Source organism: Brevundimonas sp. VNH65 (assembly GCF_049445955.1).
Taxonomy (GTDB): Bacteria; Pseudomonadota; Alphaproteobacteria; order Caulobacterales; family Caulobacteraceae; genus Brevundimonas.
Genome location: NZ_JBMSDX010000004.1, coordinates 1 through 24,859 on the forward strand (window position 1 = coordinate 1; position 24,859 = coordinate 24,859).

The window sequence follows — 24,859 nt, forward strand, 5'->3', positions numbered from 1 at the left end:
CCGGCCTCCTGCTCCCGCAGGATCCCGATGATCTGCTCTTCCGTGAACCGTGACCGCTTCATTCTGTCCGTCCTTTCGAGGGGCGGACTCTAGCTATTCCTGGAGGAGTTTCAGGGGGTCACGTCACTTGCGCCTCGGATCGGCACGAGATACGTGTTACACATAATCCGTGTAGATTTCCGCAATGACCCGCAACCTCACCCTCGCCATCGACGACGATCTGCTCGACAAGGTGCGGGTGCTGGCCGCCATGAAGCGGACCAGCGTCAACGAGATGGTCCGCGGCTTCCTGACCCGACTGGTCAGGGAAGAGACCTCCAAAGACGAGGCGCGTGAGGCGCTGCTGAAACTGATCGACGAGTCTGAAGGTCGCGGCGGCGAGGGCTGGCGTCCTCCCAGTCGGGAAGAGACCTATAGCGGGGATCCTCGGTTTGATCGCGAATACTGAGGTCTTCCTCGACACCAACATTCTGCTCTACGCCGCCCTGGGCCGTGAACACGCCGGTCGCCGGTGGGAGCGAGCGCGCGAGATCGTGCTTACCGAGGACTATTGCACTTCCGGTCAGGTGCTGGCTGAATTCTACAACAACGCCACCCGAAAGGGCGCGACGCCGCTTACCGCTGACAAGGCTCGCGAATGGGTCCGCGTCGTTGCGATGAAACCCTGCCAGCCGATCACGCCCGAGGTGGTAGTCGCCGGCATCGACAACGCCCACCGCTACCAGATCTCCTATTGGGACGGCGCGATCATCGCCGCCGCCGAACGTATCGGCGCCCGTGTCCTCTATTCCGAAGACCTGAATCACGGCCAGACCTACGGGTCGGTCCGCGTCGAAAACCCTTTCCTTCCCGCCTGACCTAGAGAGACCTGATGTCCATTCTCGTCGACAAGAACACCAAGATCATCGTCCAGGGCCTGACCGGGAAGACCGGCGGGTTCCATACCGAACAGGCGCTGGCCTATCACGGCACCCAGATGGTCGCCGGCGTGCACCCGACCAAGGGCGGCACGAACTGGACCGGTTCGCACGGCGAGACCCTGCCGATCTACGCCTCGGTCGCCGAAGCCAAGGACGCCACCGGCGCCGACGCCTCGGTCATCTACGTCCCGCCGGCCGGTGCGGCGGACGCCATCATCGAGGCCATCGAGGCCGAAATCCCCTTCATCACCTGCATCACCGAGGGCATTCCGGTGCTGGACATGGTGCGGGTGAAGCGCCGCCTGGAAGGCTCCAATTCGCGCCTGCTCGGCCCGAACTGCCCCGGCGTCCTGACGCCGGACGAGTGCAAGATCGGCATCATGCCGGGCTCCATCTTCAAGAAGGGCAATGTCGGCATCGTCTCGCGTTCGGGCACCCTGACCTATGAGGCCGTGTTCCAGACCTCGAACGAGGGACTGGGCCAGACGACGGCCGTCGGTATCGGCGGCGACCCGGTCAAGGGCACGGAGTTCATCGACGTGCTGGAAATGTTCCTGGCCGACCCCGAGACCACCTCTATCATCATGATCGGCGAAATCGGCGGCGGGGCCGAAGAGGACGCCGCCCAGTTCCTGATCGACGAGGCCAAGAAGGGTCGCAAGAAGCCGATGGCCGGCTTCATCGCGGGCCGCACGGCGCCCAAGGGCCGCACCATGGGCCACGCCGGCGCGGTCGTGTCCGGCGGCAAGGGCGATGCGGAATCCAAGATCGCGGCCATGGAGGCGGCCGGCATCAAGGTGTCGCCCTCGCCGGCGCGTCTGGGCAAGACCCTGGTCGAAGTGCTCAAGGGCTGAAGGCCCCCCGGCGCATCACTCCATGCGCCGAACGGATGAATGGAGGCCCCGGCATGCGCCGGGGCTTCTTTTTTGTCCGACTATTCGACCAATTTATTGCTTTGCGCCCCGTTTCGGTCATGACCCGTCAGGAAAGAGAGCCTATATGACGGCGGCTATCACGGCATCGTGACCGTGAGGGCCAGAGCACGATAGTCGGGACGACGAAAACGATGGCGGACGATGCCGGTCGGCTGAACCAGGTCTTTGCCGAGACCAGCTTCCTTTATGGCTCCAACGCCGCCTTCATCGAGGGTCTGCACGAAAAGTGGGCCGCGGATCCGACCTCGATCTCCGCCGAATGGCGCGCCTTCTTCGATCAGCTGAAAGATAACGCTGCTCTGGTGACCGCCTCGGCCCAGGCCGGCGGCTGGGGCCGCAAGGACGTGGCGGAGCCGACCGAACAGACCGCCGTGTTTGACGGCCGCTGGCCGGCGCCCAAGCCCGATCCCAAAGCCGCCGCCAAGCCCGGCGCCGCCGCGGCCAGGACGGAAGCCGCCCCGACGGCGACACCTTCGATCAGCGCCGAGGCAGTGCGGGCCGCCGCCCACGACTCCATTCGCGCCCTGATGCTGATCCGCGCCTATCGCGTGCGCGGCCATCTGCAGGCCAATCTCGATCCTCTGGGCATCGAGCTGCCGGTCGAAAATCCCGAGCTGACGCCGGAGTTCTATGGCTTCTCGGGCGCCGACCTGGACCGTCCGATCTATCTGGACGGCGTGCTGGGGCTGGAGACCGGCTCGATCCGCCAGGTGCTGGACATCCTCAAGCGCACCTACTGCGGCAACATCGGCATCCAGTACATGCATATCGCCGAGCCGGAGGAGAAGGCCTGGCTGCAGCAACGGTTCGAGGGGCCCGACAAGTTCGAGCAGAACGCCTTCACCCGCGAAGGCAAGCTGGCGATCTACAACAAGCTGATCGAGGCCGAGGGCTTCGAGCGGTTCCTGCACAAGCGTTTCCCGGGCACGAAACGCTTCGGTCTGGACGGCGGCGAGGCCATGGTTCCGGCGCTGGAGCAGGTCATCAAGCGCGGCGGCAACCTGGGCGTCGACGAGATCGTGCTGGGCATGGCGCACCGTGGGCGCCTGAACGTGCTCGCGGCCGTGATGGGCAAGCCCTACAAGGTCATCTTCCACGAGTTCCAGGGCGGTTCCGCCGTTCCGAGCGACATCGAGGGCTCGGGCGACGTCAAATATCACATGGGCGCCTCGTCGGACCGCGAGTTCGACGGCAACAAGGTGCACCTGTCGCTGACCGCCAATCCGTCGCACCTGGAGATCGTCAATCCGGTGGTGCTGGGCAAGTCGCGCGCCAAACAGGCGTTCGACATCCGCGAGGCCAACGCGGGCAAGCCGGAGGCCGAATGGGCCCTGGACCGTTCGAAGGTCGCGCCCCTGCTGATCCACGGCGACGCCGCCTTCGCCGGTCAGGGCGTGGTGGCGGAATGCTTCGCCCTGATGGGGCTGAAGGGATACCGCACCGGCGGCACCCTGCATTTCGTGATCAACAACCAGATCGGCTTCACCACCAGCCCGCGGAACTCGCGCTCGTCGCCCTATCCTTCGGATGTGGCCCTGATGGTGCAGGCGCCGATCTTCCACGTGAACGGCGACGATCCGGAAGCGGTCGTCTTCGCCGCCAAGGTGGCCACTGAATACCGGCAGAAGTTCCACAAGGACGTGGTGGTGGACATGTTCTGCTATCGCCGGTTCGGCCACAACGAAGGGGACGATCCGACCTTCACCCAGCCGATCATGTACTCCAAGATCCGCGCCCAGCCATCGACGCGGGAAATCTATGCACGCCGCCTGGTGGCCGAAGGGGTTCTCTCCCAGGTCGAGGCCGACGCCGAGGTGGCGCGGTTCGAGGCCTTCCTCGACGCCGAGTTCGACGCCGCCAAGACCTGGAAGGCGGACAAGGCCGACTGGCTGGACGGTCAGTGGAAGGGGATGGCCGCGTCGAAGGAGGAGCTGCGCGGCGACACCGCCGTTCCGCTGGAGAAGCTGAAGTCGCTGGGCGCCCGCCTGACCGCGATCCCCAACAGCGTGGACGCGCACAAGACCCTGAAACGGGTCATCGACGGCCGTCGGGAGGCGATCGAGAGCGGCCAGAACCTCGACTGGGCCACGGCCGAGAGCCTGGCCTTCGCCAGCCTTGTGGATGAAGGCTATCCGGTGCGCCTGTCGGGCCAGGATTCGGTGCGCGGCACCTTCTCCCAGCGCCATTCGGGCATCGTCGATCAGACGACCGAGGAACGCTATTTCCCGCTCAACAACCTGCGCGAGGGACAGGCCAATTTCGAAGTGATCGACTCGGCACTGTCGGAAGAGGCGGTGCTGGGCTTCGAATACGGTTACTCCCTGGCCGACCCGAACACCCTGGTCTTGTGGGAGGCCCAGTTCGGCGATTTCGTGAACGGCGCCCAGGTCGTCATCGACCAGTTCATCTCGTCGGGCGAGCGCAAGTGGCTGCGGATGAGCGGCCTGACGATGCTGCTGCCGCACGGCTATGAGGGGCAGGGTCCGGAACACTCGTCCGCTCGCCTGGAGCGGTTCCTGCAGCAGTGCGCCGAGGACAATATGCAGGTCGCCAACTGCACCACCCCGGCGAATTATTTCCACATTCTGCGCCGCCAGATGCACCGGCCGTTCCGCAAGCCGCTGATCCTGATGACGCCCAAGTCGCTGCTGCGGCACAAGAAGGCGGTGTCGAGCCTGTCGGAGCTGGCGGAGGGTTCGTCCTTCCACCGCCTGCTGCACGACGACGCCCAGACCCGGCCCGAGGTCGCCGGCGTCAAGATCAAGGCCGACAAGGATATCCGCCGGGTCATCCTGTGCTCGGGCAAGGTCTATTACGACCTGCTGGATGCGCGCGAGAAGAAGGCTCAGGCCGGGGAGAAGGGCGCCGACGACGTCTACATCCTGCGTCTGGAGCAGTTCTATCCGTGGCCGATCCAGTCGCTGCGCAAGGAACTGGCGCGTTTCCCGAAGGCCGAGGTGGTCTGGTGTCAGGAAGAGCCCAAGAACATGGGCGGCTGGACCTTTGTCGATCCGTGGCTGGAGCTGACGCTGGACAAGCTGGACGTCGCCTCCAAGCGGGCCCGCTACGTCGGCCGTCCTGGCTCGGCCTCGACCGCCGCCGGCCTGATGAGCCGCCATCTGAAGGAGCTGGAAGCCTTCACCACCGAGGCTTTCGCCTGAGACAGACCGATCGGAGCGTCTTGACGCCCTGACAAACCCCGACCGACCGCCTAGATTAGACCGACCGAACGAAAAGCCTGGACCCCCCGACATGGCCGACATCCTGACCCCCGCCCTCGGCGAATCCGTAACCGAGGCGACCATCGCCAAATGGACCAAGAAGGCGGGCGATCCGGTCAGGAAGGACGAACTGCTGGTCGAGCTGGAGACCGACAAGGTCTCGCTGGAGGTCGTGGCGCCGGCTGACGGCGTCCTGGCCGAGATCAAGGCGGCCGAGGGCGACACCGTCGTTCCGGGCGCGGTGCTGGGCGTGGTGTCGGAAGGCGGAGCAGCGGCTCCGGCGAAGGCGGCGCCGGCCGCCGCCGCTCCGGCTGCGGCGTCTGCAGCTTCCGCTGCCGCCGACATCGCCGTCCCGACCATGGGCGAGAGCGTCGCCGAAGGCTCTATGGGCAAGTGGCTCAAGAAGAGCGGAGAGGCGGTGAAGAAGGACGAGCTGCTGGTCGAGATCGAGACCGACAAGGTGGCCGTCGAGGTCTCGTCCCCGGCCGACGGCGTCCTGACCATTCTCGCCGACGAAGGCGCGACTGTGACTCCCGGCCAGAAGATCGGGTCGGTCGCCGGATCGGGCGCCGCCGCCCCGAGCACCGCCCCGACTGCGCCTGCCGCAACGGCTCCGGCCAACTCGGGTTCGGCCCAGGTGGCCAAGAACGACACCCTGTCGCCCGCCGTCCAGCGGGTCGTGACCGAGAACAATCTGGACCCCAAGGCGATCGCGCCGACCGGTCCGAAGGGCAACATCACCAAGGGCGACGCCCTGGCGGCCATCGGTTCGGCCGCCCCGGCCGCTGCTGCGACGCCCGCGGCGCCGGCCGCGCCCCGCGCCGATCAGCCGCGTGAGGAGCGGGTGAAGATGACGCGTCTGCGTCAGACCATCGCGCGCCGCCTGAAGGAATCCCAGAACACCGCCGCCCAGCTGACCACCTTCAACGAGGCGGACATGACCAACGTCATGGCGCTGCGGGCCCAGTACAAGGACGTGTTCGAGAAGCGCCACGGCGTGAAGCTGGGCTTCATGTCCTTCTTCACCAAGGCCGTCGTCGCGGCCCTGAAGGAGATCCCGGCCGTCAACGCCGAGATCGACGGCACGGACATCATCTACAAGAACCACTACGACATCGGCATCGCCGTCGGCACCGAAAAGGGGCTGGTGGTGCCGGTCCTGCGTGATGCGGACGCCCTGTCCCTGGCCGGGATCGAGAAGGGCATCGCCGACCTGGGCAAGGCGGCCCGCGACGGCGCCCTGACCATGGATCAGCTGCAGGGCGGCACCTTCACGATCACCAACGGCGGGACCTACGGCTCGCTGATGTCGACGCCGATCCTGAACGCGCCGCAGTCGGGCATCCTGGGCATGCACAACATCGTCCAGCGTCCGATGGCCGTGAACGGCGAGGTCAAGATCCGGCCGATGATGTATCTGGCGCTGAGCTATGATCACCGGATCGTCGACGGCAAGGAGGCGGTGACCTTCCTGGTGCGCATCAAGGAACTGCTGGAAGACCCGCAGCGGGCCCTGCTGGATCTCTGATCCGGCGGGACTTCCGGAACGGCGGCCTCGCGAGAGGCCGCCGTTCTCAATTTCGACGTCCGTGCTAGGCTGGGATTATGAGCCTGGTCGAGATCGCCCGTTTCAGCGACGTCCATGAGGCGGATCTCGCGGCGGCCTTTCTGGAGTCCCACGGCATCCGGGTTTTCGTCACCGAGCGTCACCAGACCACCATCGATCCTTTGATGCAGCGAGCGCTCGGCATCCGACTGTTGGGCGCCGCGTCGAACGTCGAGGCGGCGCGGCTCCTGCTGCATCGCGCGCAGGCTGGAGAGTTCGCCGAGACGGACGGCGATGATCTGGACGAACCAACGCCCGGCGCGAGCGTAGCGTCCCGTCTGCTGGCCGTGGCCGCGTTTGCGACCGGTGGATTCTGGGGGACCAGCCTGCCCCGGCGCTTTCGACCCATCGCCTGGCAGGGAATGTTGTTGGCGGCCGCGCTGCTGGCGGGCGGTGTCTGTCTGGCCGCCCTGGTGCAGGCCCTGTTCCTCTATCCGCCATGACGATCCGAAAGTGCGCGATCGATCTAGCGGATTTTCCGCTAGTTGATTTCTAGGGATGGCGCCGACGCCGGCCGCGCCGTTTGAACTTCCCTTCGATCTTCAGGGAGGTTGGATTGGCGTCGGTCTCGAAAACATGCGCAGAGCGGACGATCCCGCGCTTCGACAGATTCGGTAAGGCGCGCCGCCTCGCGCGACGTGCAGGAGTCGCCGCATGACCTGGCTGGCCTACTGCATCGGCGCCTTCTACCTGCTCGGCGGGCTCGCGGCCCTGAGGCAGGCGCGGCTCAATCTGTTGCTGGACAGGGCGCTGGCGGCCGCGAACCTGGTTTCGATTTCGCGAGACGACCGGATCGTCGCGGTCTGGATGTTCGTCGCGGCTGCCCTGACGGTCTCGTCCGGGATTTCCCTTCTGGTGCTCAGCCGCTGGGCCGTTCTGCTGTTCGGCCTGTGCTGGCTCAGCCAGGCGTCCTATCTGATCTGGGCGGTGCAGACGCGGGAGTATGGACGGATGGCGACCATCCACGCCTTCGGCATCTACACGGTCGCGACCCTGGCCGTGACGTGGATGGCGAGAACCGGCCTCCTGGGGTGACCTCTCAGCCCTCGTCGTCCGCCAGGCCGATAGCGGCCAGGACCTCTGCGGTGTGCTGGCCGAGACGGGGCGGCGGCCGATCATAGGCCACGGGCGTCAGCGACAGTCTCACCGGGCTGGCTACGGTGCGGATCGACCGGGCAAGGTCCTCGCGCCGCTGCTCGACGATCAACTGGCGGTGGACGGCCTGGGGTTCCTCGAACACCTGATCGACGGAGTTCACCGGTCCGCAAGGCACGCCTGCCTGCTCCAGCAGCGACATCAGGTCCTTCATGGTGAAGCGGGACGTCAGCGTCGAAAGGTCGGCGGTCAGGGCGGCGCGGTGTTCGACGCGTTGAGCGTTGGCGGCGAAACGGGGATCGTCGCCCAAGGCCGGGTCGCCGAGGGCGCGGCAAAGGGCGCGGAACTGACCGTCATTGCCCACGGCGATCACCACCGCGCCATTGAGACAGGGGAACGGCTGGTAGGGGGCCAGATTGGGATGGGCGTTGCCCATGCGGGACGGCGCCTGACCGGAGGCGAAAAAATTGGTCGCCTGATTGGCCAGCATGGCCGCCTGGACGTCGAACAGGGCGATGTCCAGATGCTGGCCCTGACCGGTCGCCCGGGCATGCAGCAGGGCCGCCAGTATGGCGTTGGAGGCGTAGAGGCCGGTGAACAGGTCGACCACCGCCACACCGACCTTCATCGGCTCGGCACCGGGCTGTCCGTCGGCCTGGCCGGTGATCGACATCAGGCCGCCCATGGCCTGGATCATGTAGTCATAGCCGGGACGGGCGGCGTCCGGCCCGTCCTGGCCGAAGCCGGTGATCGAGCAATAGACCAGGCGCGGGTTGGTCGCGGACAGGCCGGCGTGGTCCAGGCCGTATTTCTTCAGGCCGCCGGTCTTGAAATTCTCGACGACCACGTCGCAGGTGGCCGCGAGCCGCCGCGCCACGGCCGCCCCCTCGGCGGAGGCGATGTCCAGCTCGATCGACCTCTTGCCGCGGTTGGCCGCCATGAAATAGGCGGCGTCGCCCCGGCCGCCGTCGGCGGCCTCCAGGAAGGGCGGGCCCCAGTGGCGTGTATCGTCGCCGACGCCGGGACGTTCCACCTTGATCACCTCGGCGCCCAGGTCAGCCAGGGTCTGGGTCGCCCAGGGGCCGGCCAGAACCCGCGACAGGTCCAGCACGCGCACGCCCGCCAAAGGGCCGGCGGCGCGAGGTTCGTGGCCTTCATCCGTCTGGGGGGTGCTCATATGTCCGACATACGCCGCCGAGACCTACGAGCCTAGCCGACCTCGGCGCCGAGGCCGTTCATCAGCTCGACGAAGCCGGGGAAGCTGGTGGCGATCATTTCGGGGTCCAGGACGGAGACGGCCTGCTCCGCCGCCAGACCCAGCACCAGATGGCTCATGGCGATACGGTGGTCGTGGGCGGTGACGACGGTCGCGCCGCCTTTCACCCGGCCACCCTGGACGATGAAGCCTTCGGCCTCCTCTTCCACGGCGACGCCGCAGGTGCGCAGGCCGTTGACCATCAGCGAAATCCGGTCGCTTTCCTTGACGCGCATCTCGCCGACGCCGCGCATGACGGTGGCGCCTTCGGCATAGGCGGCGGTCGCGGCCAGGATCGGATATTCGTCGATCATGGAGGCGGCGCGGCTCTCGGGCACGACCACGCCCGTCAAGGCGGAATGGCGGGCGGTCACGTCGCCGATCTGCTCTCCGCCGCTTTCACGCACATTGGCCACGGTCAGGTCGGCGCCCATCTCGCGCCAGGTGTCGAAAAGGCCAGTGCGCAGAGGGTTGAGCATGACCCCTTCGACCGTGACCGACGCGCCCGGAACGATCAGGGCGGCCGCCAGCGGAAAGGCGGCGGACGACGGATCTCCCGGCACGGCCACCGGCGCGCCCGTCAGGGCCTGTCCCCCCTTCAGACGAATGCGCCAGCCCTCGGCGAGGGGCTGGACATCCACCTCGGCGCCGAAGGCCCGCAGCATGCGTTCCGTGTGGTCGCGGCTCTTTTCCGGCTCGGTGACGATCGTCTCGCCTTCCGCGTTCAGGGCGGCCAACAGGATCGCCGACTTGATCTGGGCCGAAGCCACGGTCTGGAGGTGGTCGATGGCCTTAAGGCCGCCGCCGGACAGGGTCAGGGGCAGGCGGTCCTCATCCGCCAGCCAGGCGAAGCGGGCGCCCATGTCGGTCAGCGGCGCCGTAACCCGCTTCATCGGCCGCTTGCGCAAGGACTGGTCGCCGTCGAAGGTCGCCCGCAGGTCGTAGCCTGCCGCCGCTCCCATCAGGAGCCGAACGCCCGTGCCGGCGTTGCCGCAGTCGATGACCTGCAGCGGGGTCTTCAGTCCTCCCTGACCGATCACCCGCCAGCGCCCGTCGCCCAGGCGCGTCACGTCCGCGCCGAAGGCCGTCGCGGCGCGCGCCGTGGCCAGGATGTCGTCACCCTCCAAGAGGCCTTCGATCTCGGTTACGCCGGTCGCCATGGCGCCCAGGATCAGGGACCGGTGCGACATCGACTTGTCGCCGGGGGCGCGCACCCGGCCCGTCAGAGGGCCGGAGGTCGGGCGGGCGGTCAGACGGGCGGCGACGATCACTCTGGAACGCTCCTGCGGGGCGGGAAGGGCCGGGCGCCGCAAGAACAGGGGCCGCCGGAACGAAAGGGCTTTTGACAGCGGCGTCCAGCAGTGGCAAGGGAGCCGCCCGAAATCCCCGCCATCCAGAAGGTCCCCATCCGTGGCCAATCCCGAACTGGGTACGAAGCAGGTCTGCCCGAATTGTCAGGCGAAGTTCTATGACCTGAACCGCCGCCCCGCCCACTGCCCCAAATGCGACGCCGAATTCGATCCTGAAGAGGCCATCAAGCTGCGCAGCCGTCGCGGCCGTCCGGGCGGCTATGCCGCCGACGACGCCGAAGATCAGGTCGACGACAAGAAGGTCGACGGCGACGACGACGAGGAGGAGGAGACCTCCACCCCCGAGATCGACGAGGAAGGCCATGAGCCGATCCTGACGCCCGATGACGAGGACGATGACGCCCCGTCCGGCCCCGAGGATGAACCCGGCATGGGATCGACCGACGGCGACGACGACGTGCTCGACGACGACGATGACGACTCTGTTCCCTTCATCGAGGACGAGGACGACGACTCGTTCGAGGACGAGATCACCAAGGGCGCGTCCGGCGACGACGAATAGGCTGACTTTCAATTCGTCCGGGCCGGTTTCGACCGGTCCGGACGAAGCGATTTTCGTCCTGATCCGAGGACGAAAATAAATGTCGCAGGCGGGCTTGATCCCTGAAAAGGGCTGACATAGGTTCCGCCGCCTCGCCGGGGGCCACGCCAATACCCGGTGATCCGATCCGAGGGCCCAGGCCCGAGGTTTGGGGCTATAGCTCAGTTGGTAGAGCGCTTGAATGGCATTCAAGAGGTCAGCGGTTCGACTCCGCTTAGCTCCACCATGAACCCCTCGCCGTAACCCGGCGGGGGGTTTTCCAATTCCAGCCCGGCCCCGTGGGCGCCTGCGAAAACGGCGACGCCGGGGGCGTCGCCGTTGGGGTTGTGTTCGAGAAGGGCGACTGTCCTACAGGCCCAGGGCCGTCCGCACCGTCCGCCAGTCGATGTATTTGAAGTTCTGGGTGCCGACGTCGTCGACGTCGTCCTGGATCACGATCAGGCCCTCGGGGAACCGGGTCGAGACGAAGCCGCCGTGAGCGTCCAGCCCGTCGGTGCCGGTCACGCCGTCCACGCCTTCGCCGTCCTTGATCACGAAGCGGCCCTTGTATTCCGGCGCGGCGCCGTCGATGCGCCAGACGGGGAAGGCGGAGTCGCCCTGGCTGGAGCCGATCAGATAGCGCGCCGTCCCGTCCTCAAGGACGGTCAGGCCTTCTGCGTCGGCCACCAGAATGTCCCGGGCGATCGGCTGAACCAGGGTCCTGGCCGCGCCCGAGGCCGGGTCCAGACCATAGCGCCACAGGCCGACGTTCTCCTCCGCGACATAGAGGGCGTCGGTCTCCACATCGGCGGCGCAGCCTTCGGAGATGGTTCCGATCTCGGCGCGTCGCACCTCGCGGGAGGCCGGGCGGCCGTCGGCGCCGACCGTGACGACGAACTGCCGCAGTTCGCCTTCATGCCCGATCAGGATGGCGTGGATGTCCGCGCCCACGCGGGCGAAGCAGAAGCCGTAGGGTTCAACCACGTCGGTCGCGATCGCGCCCCAGGGCCGGACCCCGTTTTCCGCCCCTGCGCCCGCCGGATCGAACAGGTAGAGGGAGACGCCGGTCCGGCCCGGCGTGCGGTCGCTGGCGCCCAGCAGCACCTGGGGCCGCCCCGCGACGGTCAGGCCTTCGACCACATCGACGTTGTTCAGCAGGCCCTCGGGCATGAATTGCAGCACCTGACCGTCGAAATCATAGAGATAGAGGCCCGCCTTCTTGTCGGTGCCGGCGACGAAGCCGCCGACCGATCGGCCCATCACCGACACCGGCGAGGGCGAGACCCAGATAGCCGGATCGTCGGCCGCGTCGTCGCCGACGGTTCCGACGGAGGGGGTTTCCAGCACCGCCGTCACCGGTGCGCCCGGTCCGACGAAGCCCTCGCCTTCACCCTGAAAGTCGACCTCCCCGGTGGCGCAGGCGGCAAGCGCCATCAGGCTTATGGAGGCGGCGGCGAAGAGGGTCGGGCGGGCCATGTCGGGGGTCCTTTGTGAAGGTGCGGCCCGCCGAGATCATGGGCGGGCGAGGGGGTCAACGGCGCTGGGATGACGGTCTCGTTGCGTTTTCGAGACGACCCGTCCGATCCCGGATCGAACGTCATCAAGCGGCGCCGAAAACGCGAAACTCCCGTCGTCCAACCGTCGCGGCTGCGTCGTGGCTGCGGCGTATGCGCCCCCGCAACGGTCGAGGCGAAACGTCGCACGGCCGCATGGGGATATTCGATGAAACTCGCTCTGCTTCTCGGCGCCGCCGTCGCGCCGCTCGCCCTGGCCGCGCCGGTCCTGGCCTCCGAGCCGCCCGCGCCGGATTCCGCCGTGGTGGCGCCTGAAGGGCCAGTCACCGCCGTTGAGGACGTCATCGTCACCGGCGAGCCGGCGATGCGCAATCGCACCGACGACGTGGTTCCGACGCTTTCGTATGACCTGGATTATTTCCAACGATTCGAGCCCCTGACCGCCGGTGACGCCCTTAAGCGCGTGCCGTCCGTCACCTTCCTGTCCGACGTGCTGGAGTCGGACGGCGTCCGCATCCGCGGGCTCGACTCGGCCTACACCCAGATCCTGATCAACGGCGAGAGGGTTCCCGGCGCCAATCTGGACCGCTCCTTCTTCGTCGATCGAATCCCGGCCGAACTGATCGAGCGTGTCGAGGTTGTGCGGTCTTCTTCGGCCAATCGGTCCGGGGACGCGGTGGCCGGCGCCATCAACATCGTTCTGCGCGACGCCCTCTCGCTGGATGGCGGCTACGTCCGGCTGGGCGCCCTGAACTGGAAGGATAATCCCTACGGTCAGTGGGGCGGAACCTACGGCGCCGTGTGGGGCGGCCAGGTCGGCGAAGGCCGGCTTCTGGTCGGCGGCAATATCCAGGACCGGCGCAATCCCAAGCAGAAGATGAGCTGGCGCTACGACGAGCCGGGCGCGGAGCTCAATGACACCGAAGCCCAGACGGACACGCGCGACGGCACCGACTATTCCGCCAATGTCGCCTATGAGACTCCGTTCGCAGGCGGAAATCTGCAACTGAGCGGTGTCTTCGTGCGGACGGACCGCGTGCAGGACGAGAGCTCGATCGAATACGACGAAGGCGATGTCACTGACCCCGCCAAGATCAACGAAAATCCTCTCGACATCCTGACCGACAACTGGTCGGTACGGGGCCGTTTTGATCGCGAGATGCTTGGCGGCGAGACCACGATCAAGCTCGGCTACGCCTCGATCGACGATGAGCAGTTCGAGCAGGAAGAGGAGCTCGACGTCGGCGACGAGGTGATCGAAGGCGAACGGACCCGCACGCGCGTCCAGGATGATGAGGTTCAGGCCGCCCTGGAGCACAAGCGTCCGCTTTCCGGCGACGTCGAGCTGGAGTTCGGCGTGCAGTACTCGCGCAAGACCCGCGACCACGCCCAGTTCGTATCCGAGGCCGAGGTCGAGGATGTCACCGCCTATCGCAGCCTGACCGACGGCGAGTACGAGGATTATGAGGGGGGCGAAACCTCGATCGAGGAAACCCGCCTGGATCCTTACGTCATGGTTTCGGGCGAAGCCGGGATCGCCAAATGGGAAGCCGGCCTGCGCTATGAGACGACCGATTTCTCGATCCGGGACGAGGCGGGCGTCGACGTCGGGAACAATGACTACGGTCTGTGGCTTCCGTCGGCCAGCGTGCGGTTCCGCCTGTCGGAAGGCGACCGGATCACGGCTTCGGTGGCTCGGACCGTGCGGCGGCCGAACTTCGACTTCCTGACCCCCGCGACCCTGGAAGGCGAATACGGCGACAATGATTTCGTGGGGAATCCCAACCTCGCGCCGGAGACCGCGTGGGGCGCCGATCTGGGCTTCGAGCGTCGCCTCGGTCGTCGGGGCGTCTTCGGCGTCAACGTCTTCTATCGCGACGTCACCGACCTGATCGAACTGGTCAACACCGGCGACTATTCGGATGAGGCGCTGGGCAACTACGAGGACGCGATCGACGACGGGGCGACCCCTGAAGAAGCCGCCGAGGAGCTGACCTCGTTCGTTCTGACCGCCGACAACGTGGGAGATGGACAGGTCTGGGGGATCGAGTTCGATCTTTCGACGCCGCTGGACTTCATCGGGATGGAGCACACGGGGGTCTTCGTGAATTACTCCTGGCTGGACAGCTCGGTAGAGGACGCGTTCGGCGATCGCCGCTTCAACTCCCAGTCCGACTATGTCTTCAATCTCGGCTTCACTCAGGATCTCCCGTCCTGGGGCGCGGCTTTCGGCGCCACCTATCGGAAACAGGGCGACGCTGAGGGGCGGATCATCGGTGAGGAGGTCGTGACCAAATACGGCGGCGACCTGGAAATCTTCATCGAGAAGCAGATTTCCTCCAACGCCGTCATCCGTTTCACCGGCTCCAACCTGCTGGATTCGTCCAAGGACGAGGTCTTCAACAAGTTCAACACCATCGAGGATCAGCGGGACCGCGATTTCGACGAATATGAGATCGAGACCGAGTCCGCCGGCCCTTGGTTCCAGATCGTCGCCCGCATGGCGTTCTGATCACCGCGCCCTGGCGCTTCGAAGAAGAAGGGGTCGGGCGTTCGCCCGGCCCCTTTTTCATGACCCGTTCACAGCCTCACGCCATAAGCCCCATTTTCGGCCCGCCGGTTGCAGGGGGTCGAGGTCCGCGTTGTGCGGGCGCCGATTTGGGACGGGACGATGCTGCTGGAAGGGGAGGTGAACTGGACGCTGGTCTTCGCCGTCCTCGCCGTCCTCGGCCATGTGGTCGCCGGCGTCGCGATTGTGTTCGCCGTCAGAAACGGCCGACGCGGCCGTCACGTTTCCACACATCTGGACCGTGTGAAACAGACGGCGGCCAGCACGGATCGTCGCCTGTTTGACGTTTTGAACGCCATCCCCGTCGCTCTGGTGCAGACGGATGTGCAGGGCAAGTTCGTGTTCGCCAACCGGGCGGCGCATCAGCTTCTGGGGCGGCGCGACGTGGAGTTGCTGGGCCTGAGGTTCCATTCGGCCACCTGGGGCATCACCTTTCCGGACGGCCGACCGATTCCGCCCGACATGCTGCCGACGGCGCGCGCCCTGAGGGGGCAGACGGTCAAGGGCTTTCAGCACCTGCTGGCCAATCCCTCCACCCGGCGCAGGATGCTGGTCTCCGTCACCGCCATGCCGATCCTGGACGAGATGGACCAGGTGATCGGCTCGACCGCCGCCGTGGTCGAGACCGAAGGCCTGACCACGCCCGAGCCGGCGCTGGGCGAGTTGATCCCCCTGCCGCAGCCGGCCGAGGACCCGATGGTCCGTCGGCTGTTCGACGCCGCGCCCGAGGCGCTTGTGGTGGTGTCGCCCCACGGTCTGGTTCGGCTGGCCAACCGGACGGCTGTCGGACTGGCGGGCGAGGACGTTCTGGACGCCGACTTCGCCGACCGTTTCGTCGCGGAATCCGAGCGGGTCGCCGTGCGTCAGACCCTGCGCGGCGCCCTGACCGCGGATGCGGCCTTCGCCACCGATTTCGCCGCCACGGCGCCGGACGGCCGCGTGTTCGACTGGGTGGTGACGCCGCTCGCGGACGGACGAGGCCGCGCCGAGGTCCTGGTGGTGAGCGGCGGCCCTGCGGCGGTCCCCGAAGCCGGGGCCGAGGGGACCGATGTCCAGGCGGAGCCGGTCGTCCCGCCGACATCCGTTACGCCGGAGGCTCCGGCTGCGCCGGCTGACGGTCGGGCTCCGCTGGCCGACGACCGCCATGACGAGGCCGGCGCCCTGGCCCTGGGCCTCACGCAGGAATTCGGCGCCCTGCTGTCGGTCATGACCGGCGCGGTGGAGATGATGGCCGACCAGGCCGACCAGCCGGACAAGGTCCGTCGTCTGGCCCAGGCTGCACTGGGGGCAGGTCGACGGGGCGAGGGTCTGTCGCGGCGTCTGGCGGCGCTGACGACGGGTGCGGCGGCCGGGACCGACCAGGTGCTGGACATGGCCGCCCTGCTGCGCGCCCAGGAAGGACGTCTGAGGGCGGCGCACCCCGAGCTGGACCTGATGGTCGAGACGCCTGCGGAACCGGTGATGGTGTCGCTGGACCCCACTGGTCTGGAGGCGACGACGTCGGCGTTGGCCTTGAACGCGGTCCAGGCCGAAGCCCGCGCCCTGTCCCTGCGGCTGAGCGTGATCGGGGATCGCGCGGTTCTCAGCGCCCGGGACGACGGCGTCGGCATGGAGGCCGACACGCTGCGACGCGCGCCCGAGGCCTTCTTCACCACGCGGGCCGGAGCCGCCGGTCTGGGGCTGTCGCAGGCGAGAGCGTTCGCGCGCGGCGCGGAAGGCGATCTTGAGATGCGTTCGATTCCGGGCGAGGGGACCGAGGTCCGCGTCGTGCTGCCCCTTTCGTCGGCGGACAGGCCCGCCTGAGCCGGTTTCGGCGGATCCACGATCGACTTTCTGGGGTCTGACGGTTGACCCGACCGGACCAGGGCTTAGTTATCGCGCGCGCCCGTTCCGACGCTCCCTTCCGTCCCGAGGACTCCCATGGCCGAAGCCGCTGCCCCCTATGACGTCGTCATCATCGGCGGAGGCCCCGGCGGCTACAACGCCGCCATCCGCGCCGGGCAACTTGGGCTGAAGGCCGCCTGCGTCGAGATGCGCGACACCCTGGGCGGGACCTGTCTGAATGTCGGCTGCATGCCGTCCAAGGCCCTGCTGCACGCCTCGGAGCTGTTCGAGGTGGCGGGCAAGGAGTTCGCGACCTTGGGCATCGAGGTCGGCACGCCCAAGGTCAACCTGGCGCAGATGATGAAGCAGAAGGCGGACAGTGTCGGCCAACTGACCAAGGGCATCGAATTCCTGTTCAAGAAGAACAAGGTCGAGTGGATCAAGGGCAAGGGCCGCATCACCGGTCCGGGCCAGGTCGAGGTGACCGCCGCTGACGGCGGCGTCTCGTCCCTGACCGCCAGGAATATCGTCATCGCCACAGGTTCGGAGCCCACGCCGCTTCCGGGCGTGGATTTCGTCGAGGGCAAGGTGATCGATTCGACCGGCGCCCTGTCGCTGCCGGCGGTTCCGAAGAAGCTGATCGTCATCGGCGCCGGGGTGATCGGGCTGGAACTGGGCTCGGTCTGGCGCCGTCTGGGCGCCGAGGTCACGGTGGTCGAGTTTCTGGACAAGGTCGGCGCCGGGATGGACGCCGAGGTCGCCACCGCCTTCCAGCGCGGCCTGACCAAACAGGGCATGACCTTCAAGATGGGAACCAAGGTCACCTCGGCGAAGGCGGCCAAGGATGGGGTCGTGCTGACGCTCGAACCCGCTGCGGGCGGCGCCGCCGAGACCCTGACCGGGGACGTGGTGCTGGTCGCCATCGGCCGCCGCCCCTACACCGCCGGGCTCGGCCTGGAGACTGTGGGCATCGAGACGGACAAGCGCGGCTTCCTCGCCAATGACCACCTGAAGACCGGCAAGGACGGGGTCTGGGTCATCGGCGACGTGACCCACGGCCCGATGCTGGCGCACAAGGCCGAGGAAGAGGCCGTCGCCGTCATCGAATACATCGCCGGCAAGGCGGGCCACGTTGATTACGACCTGGTCCCCAGCGTCATCTACACCGGTCCGGAAGTGGCCTGGGTCGGCAAGACCGAAGAGCAGCTCAAGGCCGACGGCGTCGCCTTCAAGAAGGGCAAGTTCCCGTTCAGCGCCAACAGCCGCGCCAAGATCAACCACGAGACCGAGGGCTTCGTGAAAGTCCTGGCCGAGGCGACCACGGACAAGGTGCTGGGGGTTCACATCTTCGGCCCGTCGGCCGGCGAACTGATCGGCGAGGCCTGCATTGCCATGGCCTTCGGCGGGTCGGCCGAAGACATCGCCCGCACCTGCCATGCCCACCCGACGCGCTCGGAAGCGGTCAAGCAGGCGGCGATGGGCGTGGACGGCTGGACGATGCAGGCCTGATCGGGTCGGCGCGCCTCAGGCGGTGACCGAGCGGGTTTGCCGCCTGAGCCCGCTGAACATCATCCGAGACATGCCGAAGTCCAGCGAGACCCGGTCGAACCGGCTGATGATGTCGGCGCCGAGGAGCAACGCCGGGCGGTCATTGAGCTCCAGGGCGCCGAAGGCGTGCAGGTCGGCGAACAGCAGTCGAGTCTGCCCCAGACGTTGACGCGCCACCTCAAGCTGAGAGACCGAGCCGGGCTGGGCGACCAGCTGCTGGCCCGTGACGCCGAAGACCCGGATCGGATTGAGATAGGGCGAGCGACCCTGCCGTTCGCCCACGGCGCGCTGCAGCGCCAGATTTCCGATGGAGAACTGGGCGCCGCTGTCGACGAAACAGTCCGCCGGAATGCCTTCGACTCTCGCGTTCAGGAGGATCAGCTGGCCGAAGTGCCCCTTTCGGCTGCGCGACGCATCGAACCTGCGCAGGCGAGAGGGCATGGCGAAGGCGTCGCCGAACGTCACCTTGTCGGGCCCGGACGGCGTCAGTCCGATCGTGCGACGGCCGAGGTCGATGTCCAGGCGGAACCGTGACAGCACGTCGAGGCCCAGAAGCCCGTCGGCCGCCAGCAGGGCCCGGGGAAACACGCACGGCTGCAGCTGAGTGAAGCGTCGGCCGGCGGCCTCCAGCCGCGAAAGCTGCACCGAGCGTGTGATCTGCGCCGAGGTGACTCCATGGACCAGGACGTCGCCGGCCGAGGGCAGCTGCAGGAGGGCGGCGGTTTCCTCCGACACGGCGGTGCGGCTGGCGCCCGTGTCGATGACGAAATCGAACGGTCCCTGACTGTTCAGTCGCGCCCGGACCGACATCCGGGTGAACAGGTTGGCGAAAAGGGCGGCCTCGAGATCGAGCGATCCCGGCGGCGGCGTCTCCGGGGCCGGGAGGGACTGGGACGCTGTTGCGGGCCATGCGGCCGTCAGGCCTCCCGCACAGGTCAGCCCGGCGGCGGCTCCCAGGATGAGCCGGCGTCGGTCGCCGTCGCAATGATCGCCCCTTGTTCCGGAACGCATCAGCCCGCCTCCCTGCGGTGCGAGGGCGGAGCGTACACCCGTTTCGCCGTCGACGCATCCCTGGCGCCGTCCGGCGACGGAAGGCCGGATCAGGCTCGGGGATGAGCCGAGGCGTAGGCGGCCATCAGGCGTGCGGAGTCGACGGCGGTGTATCGCTGGGTCGTGGACAGGCTGGCGTGGCCCAGCAGTTCCTGGATTGCGCGAAGGTCGGCGCCGGCGCCCAGCAGATGGGTGGCGAAGCTGTGCCGGAGGGCGTGGGGCGTCGTCGAGGCGGGCAGGCCGAGCCGGCCGCGCAGTCGCTGAACCGTCGCCTGGACATGGCGGGGGCTGAGGGCGCCGCCGCGTCTGGCCCGGAACAGGGGGTCGTCAGGTCCGGAAGCGAATGGCGACAGCGCCAGATAGTCGTCCACGGCGGCGCGCACGGCCGGCAGCACCGGGGCGATCCGAGTCTTGCCGCCCTTGCCGAAGATCCTGAGCGTCTCGCCGAGCGGCGCATCCCGTCGGGTCAGGGACAGCGCTTCTGAAATACGCAGACCGCAGCCGTAGAGCAGGGTCAGGACGGCCCGGTCGCGGGCCGCTTCCCACGGTTCGGCGTCGGGATCGGCCTCGGGCTCGCGCGTCAGCTCCATCGCCTGGTCGGGCGTCACGGGGCGGGGCAGGGAGGCGCGGACCCTGGGGCCGCGCACCAGCGCCAGTTGCGGCGTCGGCACGCCGAGGCGACGATCGAGAAATCCGTGCAGGGTGCGGATCGCCGACAGGGTCTGGCTGAGCGACCGGGCGTTCAGCGGCGCGTCGCCGCCGCGCCGCTCGGCCAGATGCGCCCGCACCTCCGCCGCCGTCGTCTCGCCGAGGTCGCGGATCGTCAGGGGCGCGCCGCCGCGGTGCCGCTCGAGAAACGCCAGCCAGACGCGGCCGATGCGGCCGTAGGCCTCGAGGGTGCGCGGCGACAGGCGGCGTTCGTCGGACAGGTGCACAAGCCACGCCGCCAGGGCGTCGGCGGCGGACGTGATCATTGCGGCAGGGGCCAGCGCTCGCCGGTCCTTTCGACCACGCGGGCGATGAAGGCGATCAGTTCGCCGCCCATGGTCGGGGTGAAGCCTTCGGGCTCGGGAGAGGCGAAGGCGCACAGGCCGGCCCGGGCCTCCGCGTCGCCCGGAAAATGCGGCTTCAGCCGGATCAGGGCGATCGAGCGAACCTGATCCGAGGCGGCGCCGAACAGGTCGAGGCCCGGGATCGGCGGCCCCAGCCAGGTCAGGCCGTCCGGCCCCAGCAGGGCGTCGACGTCGCCGGGCTCCAGCCCGCGCCAGCCGAAGGGGACGGGGCCGGGCTTCTCCAGGGCGATGGCCGCGCCGGCCAGGCCGAAGCGGGCGGCGGCCGTGGCGTCCAGCCGGCGCGCCAGGTCGGACAGGCTGCGGGCCTCGAGAATATCGAGGGCGGCGACATGGGTCTGGGTCTGGGCGGCGAAATTGGCGCGGGCCACCGCCTCGATTCGCTTGCGGGCGTCGGCCTCGCGTTCGGCGGCGGCCTCCAGCCGGGTCAGGGCCACCGCGCCGAATTCCACGACGTTGCGGCCGTGCGGGCGCAGACCGATCTCCTCCAGCAGGGAGCGATCGTCCAGCAGGGTCTGGGCGTGGGCCTGCAGCCAGGCGCGCACCTCGGGCCAGGCCGGCCCTGGCGCGGTTTCGCGGCCGGCGAACAGGTCAGGCGTTCCGCTCACGTCGGCGTCTCGTTCAGCGACGGGCCGGGGCGCCGGTCGCGGGCGTCAGAGGATCGATTGGCCGGTCTTGCCCCAGTCGGCCAGGAATTGATCAAGCCCCTTGTTGGTTAACGGGTGCTTGACCAGGCCCTTGAAAACGTCGGCCGGCAGGGTGGCGGCGTCGGCGCCGGCGAGGGCGGCGGCGGAGACATGGGCCGGGTTGCGCAGGGACGCGGCCAGGATCTCGGTCTCGAAGCCGTGGATGTCGTAGAGGGTGCGGATCTCTTCCAGCAGGCTCACGCCGTCGGCGCCGTGGTCTTCCAGCCGGCCGACGAAGGGCGAGATGAAGGTGGCGCCGGCCTTGGCCGCCAGCATCGCCTGGGCCGCCGAGAAGCACAGGGTGACGTTGGTCCGGATCCCCTTGTCGGCGAAGGCGCGCGCGGCGCGCAGTCCGTCCCAGGTCAGGGGCAGTTTGACGACGACATTGGGGGCGATGGCCGCCAGCTTGTCGCCCTCGCGCACCATGGTCTCGAAATCGGTCGCGACGGCCTCGGCCGAGATCGGCCCCTCGACCAGGGCGCAGATTTCGGCGATGACCTCGGCGATGTTGCGACCGGATTTGGCGATCAGCGAGGGATTGGTGGTGACGCCGTCCACCATTCCGGTGGGGAGCATCTCCTTGATGACGGCGACGTCGGCGGTGTCGAGAAACAGTTTCATGGGGCGGGTTCTAGCCGAGCGGGGGCAGGGTTGAAAGTCGCCTCGGTGCTCATTCCCCTGCCGGTGCAGGAGGCGTTCGACTATGAGGTCCCGGACGGCCTGTCCCTCGTGCGCGGCGATCAGGTTGCGGTTCCGCTGGGGCCCAGGCTGCTGCGCGGGATCGTGGCCGAGGTGCGCGAGACGACGGGGTCGAACCGGCGGCTGAAGGCGGTCGAGGGGCGGCTGGACGACCCGTCCGTGCCGGAGCGCACGGTGGACTTCGTCGAATGGGCGGCGCGGTGGACGCTGAACGCGCCGGGCGAGATGGCCCAGGCGGCGCTGAAGGGGTTGCGGGCGCCCCGGCCCCGGCCCGAACGGCGGGTGCGGCGGATCGGCGACCGGCGGCCGGGCCGGGAGACGCCGGCGCGGTCGGCGGTGCTGGAGGTCCTGGGCGAGCGGTCGATGGCGGGGGCCGAGCTGGCGAGGGCGGCGGGCGTCTCGTCGGGGGTGGTCAAGGGGCTGGTCGACGAAGGGGTTCTGGAGGTCATCGAGATCGAGGCGGTGGCGGCCTTCGATCCGCCCGATCCCGATCACGCCCCGGCGGTGCTGACGCCCGACCAGGCGGCAGCGGCCGAGGCCATCGGCGCCGCTGTCGATGAGCGAGGCTTTCGGCCCTTCCTGCTGGACGGGGTGACCGGCTCGGGCAAGACCGAGGCCTATCTGGAGGCGGCGGCGCGGACGCTGAAAGCGGATCCGGCAGCCCAGATCCTGATCCTTCTGCCCGAAATCGCCTTGACCCAGGCCCTGATCGCGCGGATCGCCGACCGGTTCGGCGCGGCGCCGGCGGAATGGCATTCGGGCGTGGCGCCGCCCCGGCGGCGGCAGGTGTGGGAGGCGGTTCGGGCCGGGCGGTGCAATATCGTCGTGGGGGCGCGGTCCGCCCTGTTCCTGCCGTTCGTGAGCCTGCGCCTGCTGATCGTGGACGAGGAGCACGACGGGTCGTTCAAGCAGGACGAAGGCCTCGTCTATCACGGCCGCGATCTGGCGGTGGCGCGGGGACGGATCGAGGGCGCGACGGTGGTGCTGGCCTCGGCCACGCCGTCGCTGGAGACGCTGTGGAACGCCCGCTCCGGCCGCTACGGCTGGCTGAGGCTGGGGGCGCGGCATGGGGCAGCGGTCCTGCCGGACATCCGGCTGGTCGATCTGAGAGCCGATCCGCCCGATCCCCAGACCTGGCTGTCGCGGGCGCTGCGGACGGCGATCGCCGAGACCCTGGCGGCCGGGGAGCAGACCCTGCTGTTCCTCAACCGACGCGGTTATGCGCCGGTGGTGCTGTGCCGGGCCTGCGGCCACCGGATGACGGCGCCGGACACCGACAGCTGGCTGGTCGAGCACCGCTACATCGGGCGACTGGTGTGCCATCTGACGGGTTTCTCCATGCCGAGGCCGAAGGCCTGTCCCGCCTGCGGGGCCGAGGACAGTCTGGTGGCCGTGGGGCCGGGAGTGGAGCGGATCGAGGAGGAGGTCCGGAGCCTGTTCCCCGAGGCGCGGATCGCGGTGTTCAGTTCCGACACGACGCCCGACGCCGCCTCTGCCCGCGCCCTGATCGAGGCCATGACGCGCGGAGAGATCGATATTCTGGTGGCCACCCAGGCGGCGGCCAAGGGCCACAACTTCCCCGGCCTGACCCTGGTCGGGGTGGTGGATGCGGACCTGGGCCTGAGGGGCGGCGACCTGCGGGCGGCCGAGCGCACCTATCAGCTGCTGGCCCAGGCCACCGGCCGGGCAGGGCGGGCCGACCGGCCGGGCCGCGCCCTGCTGCAGACCTGGACGCCGGAGCATCCGGTGCTCCAGGCCCTGGCCGCGGGCGACCGCGAGGCCTTTGTCGAGGCCGAGATGGCCGAGCGGGAGATGGCCTTCCTGCCCCCCTACGGCCGGCTGGCGGCCCTGATCCTGTCCAGCGAGAACGCCCAGGCGGTCGAGGCGACCGCGCGCGCCCTGGCCGAGGCCATTCCCAACGCCGAGCGGCTGGAGGTCTATGGTCCGGCCGATGCGCCCCTGGCCCTGGTGCGGGGACGGCGGCGCAAGCGGCTGCTGGTCCGGGCCGATCGCGACGTGGACCTCCAGGCCTTCCTGCGCGCCTGGCTGGCCCGGGTGAAGGTTCCGGGATCGGTGCGGCTGACGGTGGATGTGGATCCGTACAGCTTTCTGTAGGGAGCGTTCTCCGTGCCGTCATGCTCGCTCTGTTCCGTCATCCTTGGGCGTGTCCCGAGGAGCCATGGGCCCGCGGGTTTCGGAGGCGGGTCGGGCGTTCGTGCGCCTTCTTCGAAGCTCGTGCGGCGGTCGGGATGGGCCCTCGGGACGAGCCCGAGGGTGACGGGGTCGGGTGTGAGTTTCCCCCTCCACCGCTTCGCGGTCCGGTCGTCGGATCGCGTGTGATCTTCCACCAAGCCGGGGGCGTCGCCCCCTCCACCGCTTCGCGGTCCGGTCGTCGGATCGCATGCGATCCTTCTCCACCCCCAGAAGGGGGAGGAGAAGGCATGCGTCGTCGGCTTCACGGCGGGGGCCTGAAGGGTGCGGGAGGGGCGGAGCGCCGGGCCTCGCCCGGTCTGTAGGGTAGAAGTACCGTTTTCGACGAAGTCTGGTCGCTCCGCGCGGGACCTGGACGGGAGGAGCGACGGGGGGCGCTGATTGGCGCCGGCGTCGAATAGCCCCCCGGCGGGCGGGTCGGCCGGCGCGGCCGATCCCCGGAACGGTCGGGATTTCAACTCCGACCCAGCCTCGGCTCCGAAAAGGTTCCCCTCCGCGGTCGAGGCGGCGAGGCTCCGATCTGGAACCCCGCCCCCGCTGTCTCGCCTCCACCGCCCGCAGGTCGCCGGCCGACGGCCCTCCCGTGCGGTGAAGCGGGGGTATTATGGGGCAGGCTCCACCTGCGGCCGGAAGCGGGCCGCAAGTTTCGGGGAAAGCTGAGGGACTACAGCGGTCGGGGGTGTTGAAGTGTGATGGAAGACTGCCCTCTGCCAGACTCCTCCCTCTTCCGGTTGGGAGAGGGATTGAGCGCACGGCGGCGCAGCCG

19 protein-coding genes and 1 tRNA gene are annotated in these 24,859 nt (G+C 68.4%); 13 read left to right on the forward strand and 7 right to left on the reverse strand.

Features of this window, described 5'->3' with window-relative positions; translation table 11 throughout:
- The first annotated feature begins 184 nt into the window (after positions 1-184).
- From ACO2Q1_RS08360 to ACO2Q1_RS08390, 7 genes are all read left to right on the forward strand, one after another.
- Positions 185-448, forward strand: coding sequence for a ribbon-helix-helix protein, CopG family (locus tag ACO2Q1_RS08360; RefSeq protein ID WP_423329044.1), 264 nt, complete (start codon positions 185-187; stop codon positions 446-448).
- The gene (locus ACO2Q1_RS08365; protein WP_423329045.1) at positions 432-857 is read left to right on the forward strand and encodes a PIN domain-containing protein; all 426 of its coding nucleotides are present in this window, start codon (positions 432-434) and stop codon (positions 855-857) included. The genes ACO2Q1_RS08360 and ACO2Q1_RS08365 overlap by 17 nt, the downstream gene beginning before the upstream one ends.
- Positions 858-871: 14 nt before the next feature.
- Entirely contained in the window at positions 872-1,774 is a 903-nt protein-coding gene (gene sucD, locus ACO2Q1_RS08370; protein ID WP_423329046.1) for a succinate--CoA ligase subunit alpha, read from the forward strand.
- Between the two features lie 212 nt (positions 1,775-1,986).
- Positions 1,987-5,016, forward strand: coding sequence for a 2-oxoglutarate dehydrogenase E1 component (locus ACO2Q1_RS08375; RefSeq protein WP_423329047.1), 3,030 nt, complete (start codon positions 1,987-1,989; stop codon positions 5,014-5,016).
- A gap of 91 nt (positions 5,017-5,107) precedes the next feature.
- Positions 5,108-6,604: a 2-oxoglutarate dehydrogenase complex dihydrolipoyllysine-residue succinyltransferase gene (odhB, locus tag ACO2Q1_RS08380; RefSeq protein WP_423329048.1), complete on the forward strand. Its 1,497-nt coding sequence runs from the start codon at positions 5,108-5,110 to the stop codon at positions 6,602-6,604.
- Between the two features lie 77 nt (positions 6,605-6,681).
- Positions 6,682-7,125 carry a hypothetical protein gene (locus ACO2Q1_RS08385; RefSeq protein WP_423329049.1) on the forward strand — a complete coding sequence of 148 codons (444 nt, stop codon included), beginning with the start codon at positions 6,682-6,684 and terminating at the stop codon, positions 7,123-7,125.
- A 211-nt stretch (positions 7,126-7,336) separates the two neighbouring features.
- Entirely contained in the window at positions 7,337-7,717 is a 381-nt protein-coding gene (locus tag ACO2Q1_RS08390; RefSeq protein WP_423329050.1) for a hypothetical protein, read from the forward strand.
- 4 nt (positions 7,718-7,721) lie between these two features.
- Here the strand turns inward: ACO2Q1_RS08390 and ACO2Q1_RS08395 are convergent, their stop codons facing one another.
- Both ACO2Q1_RS08395 and aroA read right to left on the reverse strand, forming a co-directional pair.
- Complete coding sequence (locus ACO2Q1_RS08395; RefSeq protein ID WP_423329051.1) at positions 7,722-8,954, reverse strand: CaiB/BaiF CoA transferase family protein; 1,233 nt, start codon at positions 8,952-8,954, stop codon at positions 7,722-7,724.
- Between the two features lie 32 nt (positions 8,955-8,986).
- Positions 8,987-10,300 (reverse strand): 3-phosphoshikimate 1-carboxyvinyltransferase, encoded by a 1,314-nt coding sequence (gene aroA, locus ACO2Q1_RS08400; protein WP_423329290.1) that lies wholly within the window; start codon positions 10,298-10,300, stop codon positions 8,987-8,989.
- A 142-nt stretch (positions 10,301-10,442) separates the two neighbouring features.
- Between aroA and ACO2Q1_RS08405 the strand changes: the two genes are divergently transcribed.
- Together ACO2Q1_RS08405 and ACO2Q1_RS08410 are read left to right on the forward strand one after the other, a co-directional pair.
- The gene (locus ACO2Q1_RS08405) at positions 10,443-10,904 is read left to right on the forward strand and encodes a TIGR02300 family protein (protein ID WP_423329052.1); all 462 of its coding nucleotides are present in this window, start codon (positions 10,443-10,445) and stop codon (positions 10,902-10,904) included.
- Between the two features lie 189 nt (positions 10,905-11,093).
- A tRNA-Ala gene (locus ACO2Q1_RS08410) sits at positions 11,094-11,169 on the forward strand.
- Between the two features lie 122 nt (positions 11,170-11,291).
- On the opposite strand, the gene ACO2Q1_RS08415 is transcribed toward ACO2Q1_RS08410, so the two are convergent.
- Entirely contained in the window at positions 11,292-12,398 is a 1,107-nt protein-coding gene (locus ACO2Q1_RS08415) for a phytase (protein WP_423329053.1), read from the reverse strand.
- Between the two features lie 246 nt (positions 12,399-12,644).
- Between ACO2Q1_RS08415 and ACO2Q1_RS08420 the strand changes: the two genes are divergently transcribed.
- The 3 genes from ACO2Q1_RS08420 (at position 12,645) to lpdA (ending at position 18,338) form a co-directional block, all read left to right on the forward strand.
- Positions 12,645-14,948: a TonB-dependent receptor plug domain-containing protein gene (locus tag ACO2Q1_RS08420; protein WP_423329054.1), complete on the forward strand. Its 2,304-nt coding sequence runs from the start codon at positions 12,645-12,647 to the stop codon at positions 14,946-14,948.
- Between the two features lie 159 nt (positions 14,949-15,107).
- Positions 15,108-16,808: a PAS domain-containing protein gene (locus tag ACO2Q1_RS08425; RefSeq protein WP_423329055.1), complete on the forward strand. Its 1,701-nt coding sequence runs from the start codon at positions 15,108-15,110 to the stop codon at positions 16,806-16,808.
- 117 nt (positions 16,809-16,925) lie between these two features.
- A complete protein-coding gene (lpdA, locus tag ACO2Q1_RS08430) occupies positions 16,926-18,338 on the forward strand; it encodes a dihydrolipoyl dehydrogenase (RefSeq protein ID WP_423329056.1) in 1,413 nt (470 codons plus the stop codon).
- Between the two features lie 15 nt (positions 18,339-18,353).
- Here lpdA and ACO2Q1_RS08435 read toward each other — a convergent pair whose 3' ends face one another.
- The 4 genes from ACO2Q1_RS08435 to fsa all read right to left on the reverse strand — a co-directional run bounded on the left by ACO2Q1_RS08435 (position 18,354) and on the right by fsa (position 21,804).
- Complete coding sequence (locus tag ACO2Q1_RS08435; protein WP_423329057.1) at positions 18,354-19,388, reverse strand: aspartyl protease family protein; 1,035 nt, start codon at positions 19,386-19,388, stop codon at positions 18,354-18,356.
- A gap of 89 nt (positions 19,389-19,477) precedes the next feature.
- Positions 19,478-20,401: a tyrosine recombinase XerC gene (locus ACO2Q1_RS08440; RefSeq protein WP_423329058.1), complete on the reverse strand. Its 924-nt coding sequence runs from the start codon at positions 20,399-20,401 to the stop codon at positions 19,478-19,480.
- Positions 20,398-21,105, reverse strand: coding sequence for a DUF484 family protein (locus tag ACO2Q1_RS08445; RefSeq protein ID WP_423329059.1), 708 nt, complete (start codon positions 21,103-21,105; stop codon positions 20,398-20,400). Before ACO2Q1_RS08445 ends, ACO2Q1_RS08440 begins: the two co-directional genes overlap by 4 nt.
- 45 nt (positions 21,106-21,150) lie before the next feature.
- Positions 21,151-21,804 (reverse strand): fructose-6-phosphate aldolase, encoded by a 654-nt coding sequence (gene fsa / locus ACO2Q1_RS08450; protein WP_423329060.1) that lies wholly within the window; start codon positions 21,802-21,804, stop codon positions 21,151-21,153.
- A gap of 30 nt (positions 21,805-21,834) precedes the next feature.
- Between fsa and ACO2Q1_RS08455 the strand changes: the two genes are divergently transcribed.
- The gene (locus tag ACO2Q1_RS08455; protein WP_423329061.1) at positions 21,835-23,997 is read left to right on the forward strand and encodes a primosomal protein N'; all 2,163 of its coding nucleotides are present in this window, start codon (positions 21,835-21,837) and stop codon (positions 23,995-23,997) included.
- The last annotated feature ends 862 nt before the right edge of the window (positions 23,998-24,859 follow it).

What these genes read in the sequence shown, in the direction of transcription:
- ACO2Q1_RS08420 (WP_423329054.1), top strand. Translation starts at nt 12,645, where the DNA reads ATGAAACTCGCTCTGCTTCTCGGCGCCGCCGTCGCGCCGCTCGCCCTG.
- ACO2Q1_RS08440 (WP_423329058.1), bottom strand. Translation starts at nt 20,401, where the DNA reads ATGATCACGTCCGCCGCCGACGCCCTGGCGGCGTGGCTTGTGCACCTG.
- fsa (WP_423329060.1), bottom strand. Translation starts at nt 21,804, where the DNA reads ATGAAACTGTTTCTCGACACCGCCGACGTCGCCGTCATCAAGGAGATG.
- ACO2Q1_RS08375 (WP_423329047.1), top strand. Translation starts at nt 1,987, where the DNA reads ATGGCGGACGATGCCGGTCGGCTGAACCAGGTCTTTGCCGAGACCAGC.
- sucD (WP_423329046.1), top strand. Translation starts at nt 872, where the DNA reads ATGTCCATTCTCGTCGACAAGAACACCAAGATCATCGTCCAGGGCCTG.
- ACO2Q1_RS08385 (WP_423329049.1), top strand. Translation starts at nt 6,682, where the DNA reads ATGAGCCTGGTCGAGATCGCCCGTTTCAGCGACGTCCATGAGGCGGAT.
- lpdA (WP_423329056.1), top strand. Translation starts at nt 16,926, where the DNA reads ATGGCCGAAGCCGCTGCCCCCTATGACGTCGTCATCATCGGCGGAGGC.
- ACO2Q1_RS08415 (WP_423329053.1), bottom strand. Translation starts at nt 12,398, where the DNA reads ATGGCCCGCCCGACCCTCTTCGCCGCCGCCTCCATAAGCCTGATGGCG.
- ACO2Q1_RS08425 (WP_423329055.1), top strand. Translation starts at nt 15,108, where the DNA reads ATGCTGCTGGAAGGGGAGGTGAACTGGACGCTGGTCTTCGCCGTCCTC.
- ACO2Q1_RS08395 (WP_423329051.1), bottom strand. Translation starts at nt 8,954, where the DNA reads ATGAGCACCCCCCAGACGGATGAAGGCCACGAACCTCGCGCCGCCGGC.
- ACO2Q1_RS08435 (WP_423329057.1), bottom strand. Translation starts at nt 19,388, where the DNA reads ATGCGTTCCGGAACAAGGGGCGATCATTGCGACGGCGACCGACGCCGG.
- ACO2Q1_RS08390 (WP_423329050.1), top strand. Translation starts at nt 7,337, where the DNA reads ATGACCTGGCTGGCCTACTGCATCGGCGCCTTCTACCTGCTCGGCGGG.
- ACO2Q1_RS08360 (WP_423329044.1), top strand. Translation starts at nt 185, where the DNA reads ATGACCCGCAACCTCACCCTCGCCATCGACGACGATCTGCTCGACAAG.
- odhB (WP_423329048.1), top strand. Translation starts at nt 5,108, where the DNA reads ATGGCCGACATCCTGACCCCCGCCCTCGGCGAATCCGTAACCGAGGCG.